Source organism: Allobosea sp. BE125 (assembly GCF_031456075.1).
In the GTDB taxonomy this organism is placed as follows: Bacteria; Pseudomonadota; Alphaproteobacteria; order Rhizobiales; family Beijerinckiaceae; genus Allobosea.
In genome coordinates this window covers 108115-121876 of the sequence record NZ_JAVDTY010000004.1, presented here as the reverse complement: position 1 = coordinate 121876, position 13762 = coordinate 108115, and the positions used below count along the sequence as shown (strand labels likewise).

Here is a 13762-nt window from a genome sequence, read left to right as displayed (position 1 = left end):
CGATGGCGCTCTTCCGCTTCTCGACGGATCCCCCGACGCGCCCGCTGATCCGCACGCAGAACCTCGCGCTGCGCGCGCCTGTTGCAACCGACTACGCCGCCTGGGCCGTGCTGCGCATGGAGAGCCGCGAATTCCTGACGCCATGGGAGCCGGTCTGGAACGAGGACGATCTGACGCGCACCTCCTTCCGCCTCCGGGTCAAGCGCGCCGCCCGCGAGATCACGACCGACGAAGCCTATTCGCTTTTCATCTTCGACACGCGCTCGGACATCCTGCTCGGCGGGCTGACCCTCGGCCTCGTCAGGCGCGGCGTCGCCCAGGCCTGCACGCTCGGCTACTGGATGGGCGAGCGCCATGCCGGCAAGGGCCACATGACCGAGGCCGTGCGCGGCGCCTTGCGCTTCGCCTTCCAGGATCTCGCCCTGCACCGCGTCGAGGCTGCGTGCTTGCCCAACAACGAACCGTCGAAGCGCCTGCTGGAGCGGGTCGGCTTCCAAAGCGAGGGCATGGCGCGGGCCTATCTGCGCATCAACGGCTCCTGGGCCGATCATCTGCTCTATGCTGCCCTGTCCAGCGACCGTCTGCCGATGGAAAAGTGACGGTGGGCTGGCCGATTCCTCGCCTTGCCCTCGCCATGAGCCACCGATACGACTGGTTACTAGAATTCGAATGATCGCTTTCCGCCCCAGCTCCGAGTCGCGTTTGTCCATTCCTGATCGACTTCTCCGGATTGGCCTCGCGCTTGCCGGCCTCGCGCTCTGGTTCGCCGTCGAGACGGCGAGCCCGGCGCTTGCCGTGGAAGCTGTGCGCGTTCCCGTCGACACCGCGGTGATCGACCTGACCAATGTGGTGGAGCGCAACAAGTCGGATGGCGACGTCATCCAGATCTCGACCGCGCCGGGGCCCGACGGCATCGTGCGCCGCATCGCGGTCAGGGCGCGCGAATCCGGTGCGCGGCCGGACTGGATCGTCTTCGCGCTGACCAATGACTCCGACGAGCAGATCGACCGATTGCTGGTCGCGCCCTTCCACAGGCTGATCGGCTCAGGCGTGATCTGGCCCGATCTCGGCGATCGGCGCATCGAGGCCGTGACTGCGAGCCAGGGCCTCTCCCCCGACCGCGAAGCAAGCCCGGATGCGGACGTCTTCCTGATCACGCTCGACCCCGGCACGACGGTGACCTTCGTCGCCGAGCTGAAATCGCCGAACCTGCCGCAACTCTATCTCTATGAGCAGGAGGCCTATCGCCAGAAAACCAACGGGCTGACGCTCTACAAGGGCATCATCATCGGCATCGCCGGCCTGCTGGCGCTGTTCCTGACCATCATCTTCGTGGTCAAGGGCGCGGTGATCTTTCCCGCCGCTGCTGCGCTGGCCTGGGCCGTGCTGGCCTATGCCGGGCTCGATTTCGGCTTCTTCCAGCGCATCTTTCCGCTGACTCCCGCGATCGAACGGATCTATCGCGCCGGCGCGGAGGTGGTGCTGGCAGCGACGCTGCTCGTCTTCCTCTTCGCCTATCTCAATCTCGCGCGCTGGCATGTGCGCTACAGCCACGTCACCATCGTCTGGATCCTCGGCCTCGCCGGGCTCTTCGGGCTTGCCGTATTCGACGCGCCGATGGCGTCAGGCATCGCTCGGATCTCGATCGCGGCGGTCGCGGCGGTCGGCTTCGTCCTGATCCTGCATCTGGCGACGCATGGCTATGAGCGCGCCGTGATGCTGATCCCGACCTGGTTCCTGCTCGCGGTCTGGGTCACCGCCGCCGGCTTCACCGTGACCGGGCAATTTCAACGCGATTTGGTCGCGCCTGCCTTGTTGGGCGGCCTGGTGCTGATCGTGCTGCTGATCGGCTTCACCGTGATCCAGCATGCTTTCGCCGGCGGCGCGGTCTCGCAAGGCCTGGTCTCGGATACGGAGCGGCGGGCGCTCGCGCTCTCGGGCGCCGGGGACCTCGTCTTCGACTGGGACGTCACTGCCGACAAGATCTTCGTCTCCCCGCAGATCGAGGCGCTGCTCGGATTGCCGCGCGGCTCGCTCGAAGGCTCGGCGGCGCGCTGGCTCGAACACATGCATGTCGCCGATCGCGACCGTTACCGCGTCACGCTCGACGCGGTGCTGGAGCAGCGCCGCGGCAAGCTCAACCTCGATTCCCGCCTGCGCTCGGCCAATGGCGCCTATCACTGGTTCAACCTCAAGGCGCGGCCGGTCATCGGCTCCGACGGCGAGGTCATCCGCGTCATCGGTACGCTGTCGGATGTCACCGAGCAGCGCACCGCGCAGGAGCGGCTGCTGCACGACGCAGTCCACGACAACCTCACCGGCCTGCCCAATCGCAAGCTCTTCCAGGACCGGCTGGGCGCGATCTTCGGCTTCTGCCGCGCGGATGAAAACATCCGTCCCACCGTGATCGTGATCGACATCGACCGGTTCAAGCAGGTCAACGAATCCGTCGGCTTCTCCGCCGGCGATTCGATCCTGCTGACGCTGGCGCGCCGGCTCGGGCGGCTTCTCAGGGCGCAGGACACGCTCGCCCGCATCGGCGGCGACACCTTTGCGATGATCCTGGTCTCGGAGCGCGACCCCGAGCGCATCCTGGCGCTGGCCGAGCTGGTGCGCCGCGCCGTCTCGACGCCGGTGACCTTCGCGGAGCGGGAAATCTTCCTGACGCCCTCGATCGGGCTAGCCCTGTTCGACCCTGCGCCCGCCGCGCGCAAGGACGATGCGCTGAAGAACGCCGAGCTCGCCATGGCCCATGCCAAGCGCCAGGGCGGCAACAAGATCGAGGTCTTCGTGCCGGCGATGCGGACCGACCGCAACGACCGGCTGGCGCTCGAAAGCGATCTGCGCCGCGCCATCGAGCGCGGCGAGATCCAGGTGATGTACCAGCCGATCGTCCGGCTGGAAGACCGCACCATCGCCGGCTTCGAGGCGCTGGTGCGCTGGGACCATCCGCGCGAGGGACGGTTGATGCCGCAGGACTTCCTCGCCATCGCCGAGGAAACCGGGCTGATCGTCGATCTCGGCGTTTATGTCATGGACCGCACGGCGCGCGAGCTGGAAGCCTGGCAGGCGGCGCTCGAGGTCGACCCGCCGATCTTCGCCAGCGTCAACGTCTCCAGCCGGCAATTGCTGCGTCACGACCTGTTGCACGACGTCAAGACCGTGCTCGGCCGCCGGCGCGTGCTGCCCGGCACCCTCAAGCTCGAAATCACCGAGAGCCTGGTGATGGAGAACCCGGAATATGCGGCGCAGATGCTCAGCCGCATCCGCGATCTCGGCGCGGGGCTGTCGCTGGACGATTTCGGTACCGGCTACTCCTCGCTGTCCTATCTGCAGCGCTTCCCCTTCGACACGATCAAGGTCGACCAGAGTTTCGTGCGTCAGATGGGCAACGGCAAGCCGCCGGTGATCCTGCGCTCGATCGTCCAGCTCGCCGCAGATCTGCACATGGACGTGGTCGCGGAGGGCGCGGAGAGCGAGTCCGACGCGATCGAGCTCTACCAGCTCGGCTGCCAATACGCGCAAGGCTACATCTTCGGCCAGCCGATGACTGCGGCCGAGGCGAGGCGCCTGGTCGGGGCGGCGGCGGCGAGCTCGTCCGAGGCGGCATAGAGGCAGCTGCGTCATGCTCGGGCTCGACCCGAGCACCTCGTGCCAGAGATTCTCGGGTCGAGCCCGAGCGTGACGGAGATGCTCAGGCGTGCCCGGCCTGGCTCGACAGGAAGGCCGGGTCGATGCCGATCTTGCCCAGCGCGCGGTGATATTTCGTCTCGATGCCGTCGTCGAAGAGCAACTCCGGGTCAGCCGCGCAATGCAGCCAGCCATTCGACTGGATCTCGCTCTCGAGCTGGCCTGCAGCCCAGCCGGCATAGCCCAGCGCAAGGATCGCGTTCTCCGGCCCGCTGCCGATGGCGATGGCGCGCAGGATGTCGAGCGTCGCCGTCAGGCAGATACCGTCATCGATCGGCAGCGTCGCCGATTCCAGGAAGAAATCAGCGGTGTGGAGCACGAAGCCGCGTTTGGTCTCGACCGGCCCGCCGCGCAGCACCTGCATGCGCTCGGCCTGGCTCGGCAGGCGGATCAGCTCGTCCGAGGGGATGACGTCGAGCTGGACCAGGAGGTCGGGGAACTTGGTGTCGGCGGCCGGCTTGTTGACGATGATCCCCATCGCCCCATCCTCGGAATGGGCGCAGACATAGATGACGCTGCGACTGAAACGCGCGTCGGTCATGCCGGGCATCGCGATCAAGCATTGCCCGTCGAGATAGCTGCGGCCGCTCACGCGCTGATTTGAGCCAATCTTCATGGCTCCATGCTAGATCACTTTCCCCCGCGCTGGGAACCGGGGGACGTGCATGAAAATCGGACATCGCGATTGCGCCCCAATCATGCTTCATCCACTGGGCACATGCGCTTCACGCAATCGTTGTCGAAAATGAGCGGACTGAATTCGCTATTTCGCGCCGGAACACATAAGTCAGCATCGTGAAACTCGTTTTGACCTTGCTCGTGATCGCCGCTTCGGCGCTGAGCGCCCCTGCCCTCGCGCAGGAGGCGGTGATGTCGTCATGGTCGAAGGGCGACAATGCGTCGCTGCGCCTGATCGCGGGCGCGACCGCAGCTTCGGGCAAACAACGCGTCGGCATCGAGATCGCGCTGGCCCCTGGCTACAAGACCTATTGGCGCAGCCCCGGCGATTTCGGCGTGCCGCCGGTTTTCGACTGGAGTGGCTCGGACAATGTCGGCGGCCTCGACGTGCGCTGGCCGGCGCCCGAGCGCTTCCCTGACGGCGCCGGCTATTCGCTGGGCTATGTCGGCGAGGTCGTCATCCCGGTCTCGGTGCAGCCGGTCGACCCGGCCAAGCCCGTCATGCTGGTGCTCAAGCTCGACTATGCCGTCTGCGAGAAGATCTGCATTCCCACCAAGGGCGAGGCCCGGCTCTGGCTGGAGCCCGGCGTCACATCGGTGACCTCGCCGCGGCTGGAGCAGTTCGAGGCGCGTGTCCCGGTGCGCGCCAAGCTCGGCGAGCATAAGGACATGCTGTCGATCGCCGAGGCGCGGCTGGATGAAACCTCGCCCGTGCCGGGCCTCAAATTCATGCTGCGCACGCCGCCCGACGGCAAAGTCGAGGATGTCTTCGTCGAGGGGCCCGGCATGTGGTCCTTCGGCAAGGCCATGCTGTTCCCGCAGGCCGACGGAACCGTCCTCGCCAAGGTCAGGCTCAAGGACAGGCCCAAGGGCGCATCTGGGCCGACACCGTTCATCGTCACATTACGCGGCTCGCCGAATGCCGTCGAGACGCGGCTGGAACTCGACATCCCCGCCGCCAAGCCCTAATTCGTGAGCCTCGCGGCGCTGGCCGCAGGCTTCACGGAGAACAGGCGCGATGACCATCAAGGTAGGTGACAAGCTTCCCCAGGCGACGTTCCGGGTGATGACCGCGGACGGCCCCGCCGCCAAGACGACCGACGACCTGTTCAAGGGCAAGAAGGTCGTGCTCTTCGCCGTTCCCGGCGCCTTCACGCCGACCTGCCACAAGAACCATCTGCCGGGCTATCTCAACAACGCCGCCGACATCAGGGCCAAGGGCGTCGACGCGATCATGGTCACCGGCGTCAACGACGTCTTCGTCATGGACGCCTGGTCGAAGGCGACCGGCGGCGCCGGCGTGATCGAGTTCCTCTCCGACGGCAATGGCGACTTCGCCAAGGAAATCGGCCTCTCGCTCGACGGCTCGGGCTTCGGCCTCGGCACCCGTTCGCAGCGCTATTCGATGATCGTCGAGGACGGCGTCGTGACCTCGCTCAACATCGAGGAAGGCCCGGGCAAGGCCGACATCTCCGGCGCCGAGAACCTGCTGACGCAGCTCTGAGCCGAGCCACCGCGCAGATACCAGCCCGCGACGCCCAGCGCCGCGGGCTTTTTCATGCGCCGGATTCCGGCGAAGGGCGCCGGGATCCCCTCTCCTGCATCGAAATCGGGTAAACCCGACTTCGACACTTTGAGTGCTGAACTCGGGCAGGCCGAGTTCAGTGAGAGGGGCAGGAGTGAGGCGTAGGCCCCTGTCATCAACTCTCGAACAACAATTCGAGACGCTGTTCGGCTTTCGCAGCAATGTCGCAAAGCCTTGAGGTCGCGTCGGAATCGATCAGCAGGGCAACCCGATCCGGGATGCCGGCCGTCGACATGACGTCAACCGCCGCGCCGGCCGGCGACAGCGATCGAACGGTGCATCTGAGAGAGGTTTTGCCTCTGTTGAAAACCAGGCGCCCCGCCTTCATGACGGCGTGAGCGTCGCCCGATCGCGGGCGATTGCCCCGCTTCGCCAGAGAAACCTGTCGGCGCAGCCCGAGCAGGTCGGTGGCGATGCCGCCCATCTCCGCCAATGTCGCGCTGTCATCGGCGCTGAAGCTGCGCGGGCGGGTGTCTATCGTGCAAAGGGTCCCGATCGCATGACCGTCCGGCGAGCGGAGCTGAACGCCTGCATAAAACCGGATATAGGGCTCGCCCCGCACGAATGGATTGTCCGAAAACCGCTCGTCGAGTGTCGCGTCCGGTACGATCAACGCGTCCGGCAGCTGGATCGCCATATTGCAGAATGCCGGCTCTCGATCGGTCTCGCAGGTCGTCATGCCCTGTTGCGACTTGAACCATTGCCGGTGGCCGTCAATGAAGGTGACGGTGGACATCGGGACATTGAAGACGCGCCTCGCCAGGCGTGTCAGCCTGTCGAAGGTCTCCTCCGGCGGACTGTCCAACACGTCATAGGATGCAAGCGCGTCAAGACGCGCTTGCTCTCGCAAGGCCGCGGGACTCGCGACGGCTGGTGGCAAGATGAGCTTCACAGCTCGATTTCGGCCCCCAATGCTTACTATTTTGCAAAAATGGAGTGCCTATTGCTAAACCGCCTCGGCTTCACCGATCCACCTTCCCCCGACGAGGGAGAAGGGTAGAGGGCGTCGCGGGTCCGGCTCTCCCTCCAGACAAGGGCACTCCGCGCTTGTCTCGGCAAGCCAATCCCACCGGCGCGAGATGCGCCAGCGGCATAAATGCCCATGCCGCGGTGATCGATGCGATCGCGCCTTGTCATGAGACAGCTCCCGGGGAGCGCGCTAGCCTTGGCGCCTATCTTGGGGGCACAGCCATGTCAGACGTCATCATCCGTCCGCTCGTCGCGAGCGACCGCGCCGCCTGGGAGCCGCTCTGGGAGGGCTATCTGACCTTCTACAAGAGCGCCCTGTCGCCGGGGCTCTACGAGCTGACCTTCGCCCGCCTCACCGGCGGCGCGGAGCCGATGGGCGGCTTCATCGCCGAGCGCGACGGCAAGGCGCTCGGCATCGTCCACTGGGTGATGCACCGCACGACCTGGAGCGCGAAGGACATCTGCTACCTGCAGGACCTCTTCACCGTGGCCGAGGCCCGCGGCAGCGGCGTCGGGCGCAAGCTGATCGAGGCCGTGCGCGAGATGGCCCAGGTCAAGGGCGCCTTCCGAGTCTACTGGCAGACGCATGAGACGAACCTGCAGGCGCAGGAGCTCTACGACAAGGTCGCGGATAAATCCGGCTTCATCGTCTATCGGCAGGCGCTGAGCTGAGACGCTCGCCAGCGCGGCCTGTCGCCGTCGCGGGACTGCGCCCGCGCATGGGAGCATGTGCGTGCATGCAACCCGAGCGCTGCTGCGGCCCACTATATGAGGGACACATCCGTCAGACGGCATGGTGCTCGCGCCAGCCGCTCGGACATCCCTCTTTCCGTGGAGCGCAGCTGCGTTCGCGGGCAGCGACAGGCGTCGAGCCATGAAGACAATCGGTTTCCTCTCGTTCGGGCATTGGACGCCCTCGCCGCAATCCCAGACGCGTTCGGCGGGCGACACGCTGCTGCAATCGATCGATCTCGCTGTTGCGGCCGAGGAGCTGGGCGCGGACGGCGCCTATTTCCGTGTGCACCATTTCGCGCGCCAGCTCGCCTCGCCCTTCCCGCTGCTTGCTGCCGTCGGCGCACGGACGAGCCGCATCGAGATCGGCACCGGCGTCATCGATATGCGCTACGAGAACCCGCTCTATATGGTGGAGGATGCCGGCTCCGCCGATCTCATCGCCGGCGGGCGCCTGCAGCTCGGCATCAGCCGCGGCTCGCCGGAGCAGGTGATCGATGGGTGGCGCTATTTCGGCTATGAGCCGGCAGAGGGCCAGAGCGATGCCGATATGGGCCGCAGGCACGCCGAGGTCTTCCTCGATCTTCTGCGTGGCCAGGGTTTCGCCAAGCCCAGCCCCCGGCCGATGTTTCCCAACCCGCCCGGGCTGCTGCGGCTCGAACCCTATTCCGAGGGCCTGCGCGAGCGCATCTGGTGGGGCGCCGGCTCCAACGCCACCGCGATCTGGGCCGCCAAGCTCGGCATGAACCTGCAGAGTTCGACGCTCAAGAACGACGAGAGCGGCGAGCCCTTCCACATCCAGCAGGCAAAGCAGATCCGCGCCTATCGTGAGGCCTGGAAGGAAGCCGGACATGCGCGCGAGCCGCGCGTCTCGGTCAGCCGCAGCATCTTCGCACTGGTGGACGACCGCGACCGCGCCTATTTCGGCGGCAACCAGGGCGACGACCAGATCGGCTTCATCGACGACACCCGCGCGATCTTCGGGCGCAGCTATGCGGCCGAGCCGGACAAGCTGATCCAGGAACTGGCGCAGGACGAGGCGATCGCCGAGGCCGACACGCTGCTGCTGACGGTGCCCAACCAGCTCGGCGTCGCCTACAACGCCCATGTGATCGAGATGATCCTGAAGCATGTCGCGCCAGCTCTCGGCTGGCGCTGAGGCTTAGCCATCGCCGTCATCCCGGGCTTGCCCCGGGATGACGGTCTGTTTCCGTGGAAAATCAGCGTGCTCTACACGCCCTCGACGATGCGGAGATCGCGCTCCGCTCCGCCGGCGAGCGCAGCCAGGGCTTCCTGATAGGCCGGGCTGTCATGGGTCGCCTGCGCCTGCGCGACGCTGTCGAACTCGATGAGGACGGTGCGCTGCTGGAGCCCAGCCTCGTAGACCTGTGCCGGCAGGCCGCGCGCCAGGAATCTGCCACCGCCGGCGGCAATGGCCGGGCCAGCCAGCTTGGCATAGGCCGCGAGCGCGTCGGGATTGCTGACCGAGCGATAGGAACTGAGCCAATAGGCTTTGGGCATCGCGAGACTCCGTGGACATGAACCGTTCAGGCCGACGATCCTCTCACAATCTGGTCCGAGCTGGGAAGGGGCGGCGCCATGCCCGTGCGCCCTACCGACCCGGCTTGAACGGCGCCATGCCGGCACGGGCGAGCGCGCCGGCGCGCTCATTCATCTCATCCCGATAACCCTTGACCCATTTCCACTCGATCTTGTGGCGGCCGAGCGCGCTTGCCCCCTACAGCTCCGAAAGCGAGCCCCAATGCGGCACATGCGCCGCGAGCTTGTCGAGCAACCGGTCGAACTGCTCGCGCTCCGCCAGTGACAGGCAGGAAAGCATGGCCGCCTCGCGGCTGCGCAAAGCGGGCGCGTAGCGCTGGTAGAGCGCACGGCCGGCATCGGTGATGAACAGGCGCTGGCGGCGGCTGTCGGCGCTATCGGCCTGCCGGCGGATCAGCTGCTTCTTCTCCAGCGCGATGACGGCCCGGCTGACGCCCGCCTTGAGATGGCCGGAGAACTCGCAGAACTCGGCCGCCGTGATCCCGTCGCGGAAATGCAGCGCGAGCAGGATGACGATCTCCGGCCGCGTCAGCCCGAACTCCGCCTCGATCCGGCGAAATGACGGCTCGCGGTAGAAGTTCAGGATGTAGCCGATCTTGTAGGCGGTCGGGATATCCGTGCCGTTGAGGATGGCCCGCAGCCCGTCCTCGCCGTCGCCTGCATCATCAGATTCCGATATCGGTCTCATATGAGACTTTTTTGTTGCTGTCATGACGCGGCAGTCCTACCATCCCCGGCAATGAGAGGACATCGCCTCGTAGCGATCTCCCGGGGAGGATCGCATGGACATCACGGCACCTGCGGGCTTGCGGGCGGTCGCACCGGCAACACCCTACGGCCGCGCCTTCTTCAGCGGCACGCCGGCGCATCCGATCTATGTCGACCATGTCCCGGCCATGACAGCGCAGCCTCGCCTGCCGATCGTCATGGTGCATGGCGGATGCCATACCGGACAATGCTATCTCGCAACGCCCGACGGTCGCGAAGGCTGGGCTGCCCGTTTCGCCGCGGCAGGCCATGCCGCCTTCGTCGTCGACTGGCCAGGGCATGGGCGCTCGCCGGCTTGCGAGGACCTCGCGCGGCTGCCGACCCGCGACATCGCCGAGGCGCTGCTCGCGCTCCTTGACAGGGTCGGCCCGGCCATCCTGCTCGTCCACTCCGCCAGCGGGCCGATGGGCTGGTGGATCGCGGAGCGCGCGCCGCATGCGGTTGCCGCCATCATCGGCGTCGCGCCGGGTGCTCCGGCCAATATCCTGCCGGTTCTGCCGGACGATCCCGCCGCCATCGCCCGGCTGAGCCACGATGTCAGCCTCGGCTGCCCGGTGATGCTGCCGGAGGATCGCCCCGTCACGGTCGATGATGCCTTCATGCGCAGCTTCTGGGCCAATGCGCCGCGCTTCCCGCACGAGGCCTTCGCGCAATATCGGCTCTCGATCGTTCCCGAGAGCGCCCGGCTCTTCAACGAGCGCTTCAATATCGGCGGGCGCGGCCTGCGGATCGCCGACCCGGCCGCGCTTGCGCGCACCCCGATCCTGATCGTGACCGGTGAGCATGACCCGCGCCATCCGCGGGCCATGGACGAGGCGACGGCCCGCTATCTCGGCGCCGAATTCGTCTGGCTGCGGGATGAGGGCATCACCGGCAACGGCCATATGCCGATGATCGAGGACAACAGCGACGTCGTCGCCGACCGACTGATCGGCTGGCTGCGCAGCCGCAGCCTCTGAAAACCGCATTCAATCGAGACGCCGCGGCAAGCGGCCGTAAAGAGGGGAGAAACACCATGAAGACCACTCTGCTGGCCGGGGCGCTGCTGGCGCTGACCGGCCTGGGCACCGCACAGGCGCAGGTCAGCGACGACGTCGTCAAGATCGGCGTGCTCACCGACATGGCCGGCGTCACCGCCGACATCACCGGCAAGGGGTCGGTCGTGGCGGCCGAACTGGCCGTGAAGGAATTCGGCGGCACGGTGCTCGGCAAGCCGATCCAGATCGTCGCCGCCGACCATCAGCACAAGGCCGATCTCGGCACGACGATCGCGCGCCAGTGGTTCGATATCGACAAGGTCGATGCGATCGTCGACGTGCCCAATTCAGCCGTGGCGCTGGCCATCCAGTCGCTCGCCCGCGAAAAGAAGAAGATCGTGATGTATTCCGGCGCCGGCACGACGGCCCTGACCAACGAGCAATGCTCGCCTTACGGCTTCCACTGGACCTACGACACCTATGCGGTGTCGCACGGCACGGCCGCGGCAGTGGTGAAGGCCGGCGGCAGCTCCTGGTTCATGCTGGCCGCCGACTACGCCTTCGGCCACCGGTTGCAGAAGGACGCGACCGATGTGGTGGAGGCCAATGGCGGCAAGGTCATAGGCTCCGTGCGCCATCCCTTGAACAACGCCGATTTCTCCTCCTTCCTGCTGCGGGCGCAGAGCTCCGGCGCGAAGGTGATCGGCATCGCCAATGCCGGCAACGATACCATCAACGCGATCAAGCAGGCCGGCGAATTCGGGCTGACGGAACAGGGGCAGAGCCTGGCGGCCTTGATCTTCTTCCTGCAGGACGTCCACAGCCTCGGGCTGAAGGCGACCCAGGGCACCTATCTGACCACGGCCTCCTACTGGGATCGGGACGAAGCCTCGCGCGCCTGGTCGAAGCAGTTCATGGAGCGCACGGGCATGATGCCCTCGATGCTCCATGCCGGGGTCTACGGCTCCGTGCTGCACTACCTCAAGGCGATCAAGGAGGCGGGCACCGACGATCCGGGCAAGGTCGCCGCCGCGATGAAAGCCATGCCGATCAACGACGCCTTCACCAAGGGCGCGACGATCCGCGCCGATGGCCGTGTCTTGCGCGAAATGTACCTCGCCCGCGTCAAGAAGCCGGCGGATTCGAAGGGGCCCTGGGATTATTTCGAGATCGTCCGGACAATCGCTCCGGAGGAGACGGTCTGGCCGCTATCCGAGAGCAAATGCCCGGCCGTGGCGAAGCCATAGGCGACGCGGGCATGCCTGCTCACCTCAGCGCCCCGGCTTGAACGGCGCCATGCCGGCGCGCGCCAAGGCGTCGGCACGCTCGTTCATCTCGTTGCCGGCATGGCCCTTGACCCATTTCCACTCGATCTTGTGGCGGCCGAGCGCAGCGTCGAGGCGCTTCCAGAGCTCCTCGTTCTTGACCGGTTTCCTGTCGGCGGTCTTCCAGCCGTTCTTCTTCCAGCCATGAATCCAGGCGGTGATGCCCTGGCGCAGATACTGGCTGTCGGTGTGCAGCGCCACGGTGCAGGGCCGCGTCAGCGTCTCCAGGGCGGAGATCGCGCCCATCAGCTCCATGCGGTTGTTGGTGGTCATCGCCTCGCCGCCCGAGAGCTCCTTCTGCGTGTCCTTGAAGGAGAGGATCGCGCCCCAACCGCCGGGGCCGGGATTGCCCGAGCAGGCCCCGTCCGTCCAAACTTCGACCACGTCGCTCATTGCAAGCCCCGGCGATTTTCTTTTGCGCGAATGGGGCAAGCCCCAAGCGCGCCGGGCCCGGGATTGCCCGAGCAGGCCCCGTCCGTCCAAACTTCGACCACGTCGCTCATCGCCTCAATCCATAATCCCGTGCATCGGTCACGCGCTGGTGGAAGGCGAGCCTGCGATCATATTCGAGCGGATCGAGCGGCTTCACCAGGGCGCCGGGCGGCACGTTCAGCCAGTCGACCAGCCGCGTCACCAGGAAGCGCAACGCCGAGCCGCGGCAGAGCTGCGGCAGCGCCGCGACCTCGGCCGGGCTCAACGGCCTGACGCTCTCATAGCCCGCCAGCAGCGCCCGGCCCTTGGTCAGGTTGAAGGAGGCGTCGGCCTCGAAACACCAGGAGTTCAGGCAGATGGCGAGGTCGTAGGCGAAGGCGTCGGTGCAGGCGAAATAGAAGTCGATCAGCCCCGAGAGCCTGTCCTTGATGAAGAAGACATTGTTGGGGAAGAGATCGGCATGGATGATGCCGCGCGGCAGGTCCTGCGGCCAGGAGCGCTCATGCGCCTCGATCTCGGCCATCACGCGCCGCCCGAGCCCCGGTGAGACCGTGTCGGCCGCGGCGCCAGCCTGCTCGGCGAGAGGCCGCCACCCAGGCACCGCCAGGGAATTCGCCCGCTCCATGCCAAAATCCGCGCCGGCCTGGTGGAGCAAGGCGAGCCCGCGCCCGACCTCGGCGCAATGCGTCGCATTGGGGCGGCGCACCGAAATGCCGTCGAGGAAGGTGACAATCGCGGCCGGGCGGCCCGCAAGCTGGCCCACCGCCTGCCCATCCCGGTCCTTGACAGGGAGCGGGCAGATCAGGCCGCGCCCAGCCAGATGCTCCATCAGCCCGATGAAGAAGGGCAGATCGCCTGCATCCACCCGCTCCTCATAGAGCGTCAGGATGAAGAAGGCCTGCGTCGTGTGCAGCAGGAAATTCGAGTTGGAAACGCCCTCGGCGATGCCCTTGACCGCCAGCAGGTCGCCAATGCCGTAGCGCGCCACGAAGGCGGCCAGCTCATCATCAGGTACTTCGGTATAGACGGCCAAAAGCTCGCTCTCT

At 66.4% G+C, this 13762-nt stretch carries 14 protein-coding genes; 8 read left to right on the top strand and 6 right to left on the bottom strand.

The window, feature by feature from the left end:
- Positions 1 to 2 precede the first annotated feature (2 nt).
- Together J2Y55_RS11355 and J2Y55_RS11350 are read left to right on the top strand one after the other, a co-directional pair.
- Positions 3 to 599: a GNAT family N-acetyltransferase gene (locus J2Y55_RS11355; RefSeq protein ID WP_310152414.1), complete on the top strand. Its 597-nt coding sequence runs from the start codon at positions 3 to 5 to the stop codon at positions 597 to 599.
- Between the two features lie 70 nt (positions 600 to 669).
- Positions 670 to 3612, top strand: a complete 2943-nt coding sequence (locus J2Y55_RS11350) for an EAL domain-containing protein (RefSeq protein ID WP_404978885.1) — start codon at positions 670 to 672, stop codon at positions 3610 to 3612.
- A gap of 82 nt (positions 3613 to 3694) precedes the next feature.
- On the opposite strand, the gene J2Y55_RS11345 is transcribed toward J2Y55_RS11350, so the two are convergent.
- Entirely contained in the window at positions 3695 to 4306 is a 612-nt protein-coding gene (locus J2Y55_RS11345) for a YqgE/AlgH family protein (RefSeq protein ID WP_103719611.1), read from the bottom strand.
- A gap of 179 nt (positions 4307 to 4485) precedes the next feature.
- Between J2Y55_RS11345 and J2Y55_RS11340 the strand changes: the two genes are divergently transcribed.
- Positions 4486 to 5337, top strand: coding sequence for a protein-disulfide reductase DsbD domain-containing protein (locus tag J2Y55_RS11340; protein WP_310152407.1), 852 nt, complete (start codon positions 4486 to 4488; stop codon positions 5335 to 5337).
- Positions 5338 to 5386: 49 nt separating this feature from the next.
- Positions 5387 to 5872: a peroxiredoxin gene (locus J2Y55_RS11335; protein WP_310152402.1), complete on the top strand. Its 486-nt coding sequence runs from the start codon at positions 5387 to 5389 to the stop codon at positions 5870 to 5872.
- Positions 5873 to 6068: 196 nt separating this feature from the next.
- Here J2Y55_RS11335 and J2Y55_RS11330 read toward each other — a convergent pair whose 3' ends face one another.
- Positions 6069 to 6845 carry a GAF domain-containing protein gene (locus tag J2Y55_RS11330; protein WP_310152399.1) on the bottom strand — a complete coding sequence of 259 codons (777 nt, stop codon included), beginning with the start codon at positions 6843 to 6845 and terminating at the stop codon, positions 6069 to 6071.
- Positions 6846 to 7144: 299 nt separating this feature from the next.
- On the opposite strand from J2Y55_RS11330, the gene J2Y55_RS11325 reads away from it, so the two are divergent.
- Both J2Y55_RS11325 and J2Y55_RS11320 read left to right on the top strand, forming a co-directional pair.
- Positions 7145 to 7594, top strand: a complete 450-nt coding sequence (locus J2Y55_RS11325; protein WP_310152395.1) for a GNAT family N-acetyltransferase — start codon at positions 7145 to 7147, stop codon at positions 7592 to 7594.
- A gap of 202 nt (positions 7595 to 7796) precedes the next feature.
- On the top strand, positions 7797 to 8813 hold the full coding sequence (locus J2Y55_RS11320; protein WP_310152393.1) for an LLM class flavin-dependent oxidoreductase: 1017 nt from the start codon (positions 7797 to 7799) through the stop codon (positions 8811 to 8813).
- Positions 8814 to 8884: 71 nt separating this feature from the next.
- Here J2Y55_RS11320 and J2Y55_RS11315 read toward each other — a convergent pair whose 3' ends face one another.
- Together J2Y55_RS11315 and J2Y55_RS11305 are read right to left on the bottom strand one after the other, a co-directional pair.
- A complete protein-coding gene (locus tag J2Y55_RS11315) occupies positions 8885 to 9175 on the bottom strand; it encodes a DUF1330 domain-containing protein (RefSeq protein ID WP_310152390.1) in 291 nt (96 codons plus the stop codon).
- A gap of 217 nt (positions 9176 to 9392) precedes the next feature.
- On the bottom strand, positions 9393 to 9902 hold the full coding sequence (locus J2Y55_RS11305) for a MarR family winged helix-turn-helix transcriptional regulator (RefSeq protein WP_310152385.1): 510 nt from the start codon (positions 9900 to 9902) through the stop codon (positions 9393 to 9395).
- 94 nt (positions 9903 to 9996) lie between these two features.
- Between J2Y55_RS11305 and J2Y55_RS11300 the strand changes: the two genes are divergently transcribed.
- Complete coding sequence (locus J2Y55_RS11300) at positions 9997 to 10941, top strand: alpha/beta fold hydrolase (RefSeq protein ID WP_310152382.1); 945 nt, start codon at positions 9997 to 9999, stop codon at positions 10939 to 10941.
- 56 nt (positions 10942 to 10997) lie between these two features.
- Positions 10998 to 12206 (top strand): ABC transporter substrate-binding protein, encoded by a 1209-nt coding sequence (locus J2Y55_RS11295; RefSeq protein WP_310152378.1) that lies wholly within the window; start codon positions 10998 to 11000, stop codon positions 12204 to 12206.
- Positions 12207 to 12230: 24 nt separating this feature from the next.
- Here J2Y55_RS11295 and rnhA read toward each other — a convergent pair whose 3' ends face one another.
- Complete coding sequence (rnhA, locus tag J2Y55_RS11290) at positions 12231 to 12677, bottom strand: ribonuclease HI (protein ID WP_310152375.1); 447 nt, start codon at positions 12675 to 12677, stop codon at positions 12231 to 12233.
- A 106-nt stretch (positions 12678 to 12783) separates the two neighbouring features.
- The gene (locus J2Y55_RS11285) at positions 12784 to 13749 is read right to left on the bottom strand and encodes a homoserine kinase (protein ID WP_310152371.1); all 966 of its coding nucleotides are present in this window, start codon (positions 13747 to 13749) and stop codon (positions 12784 to 12786) included.
- Between the last annotated feature and the right edge of the window lie 13 nt (positions 13750 to 13762).

Coding starts and splice junctions, on each gene's coding strand:
- rnhA (WP_310152375.1), bottom strand. CDS start 12,677: ATGAGCGACGTGGTCGAAGTTTGGACGGACGGGGCCTGCTCGGGCAAT.
- J2Y55_RS11305 (WP_310152385.1), bottom strand. CDS start 9,902: ATGAGACCGATATCGGAATCTGATGATGCAGGCGACGGCGAGGACGGG.
- J2Y55_RS11350 (WP_404978885.1), top strand. CDS start 670: ATGATCGCTTTCCGCCCCAGCTCCGAGTCGCGTTTGTCCATTCCTGAT.
- J2Y55_RS11295 (WP_310152378.1), top strand. CDS start 10,998: ATGAAGACCACTCTGCTGGCCGGGGCGCTGCTGGCGCTGACCGGCCTG.
- J2Y55_RS11325 (WP_310152395.1), top strand. CDS start 7,145: ATGTCAGACGTCATCATCCGTCCGCTCGTCGCGAGCGACCGCGCCGCC.
- J2Y55_RS11315 (WP_310152390.1), bottom strand. CDS start 9,175: ATGCCCAAAGCCTATTGGCTCAGTTCCTATCGCTCGGTCAGCAATCCC.
- J2Y55_RS11355 (WP_310152414.1), top strand. CDS start 3: ATGGCGCTCTTCCGCTTCTCGACGGATCCCCCGACGCGCCCGCTGATC.
- J2Y55_RS11300 (WP_310152382.1), top strand. CDS start 9,997: ATGGACATCACGGCACCTGCGGGCTTGCGGGCGGTCGCACCGGCAACA.
- J2Y55_RS11335 (WP_310152402.1), top strand. CDS start 5,387: ATGACCATCAAGGTAGGTGACAAGCTTCCCCAGGCGACGTTCCGGGTG.
- J2Y55_RS11320 (WP_310152393.1), top strand. CDS start 7,797: ATGAAGACAATCGGTTTCCTCTCGTTCGGGCATTGGACGCCCTCGCCG.
- J2Y55_RS11345 (WP_103719611.1), bottom strand. CDS start 4,306: ATGAAGATTGGCTCAAATCAGCGCGTGAGCGGCCGCAGCTATCTCGAC.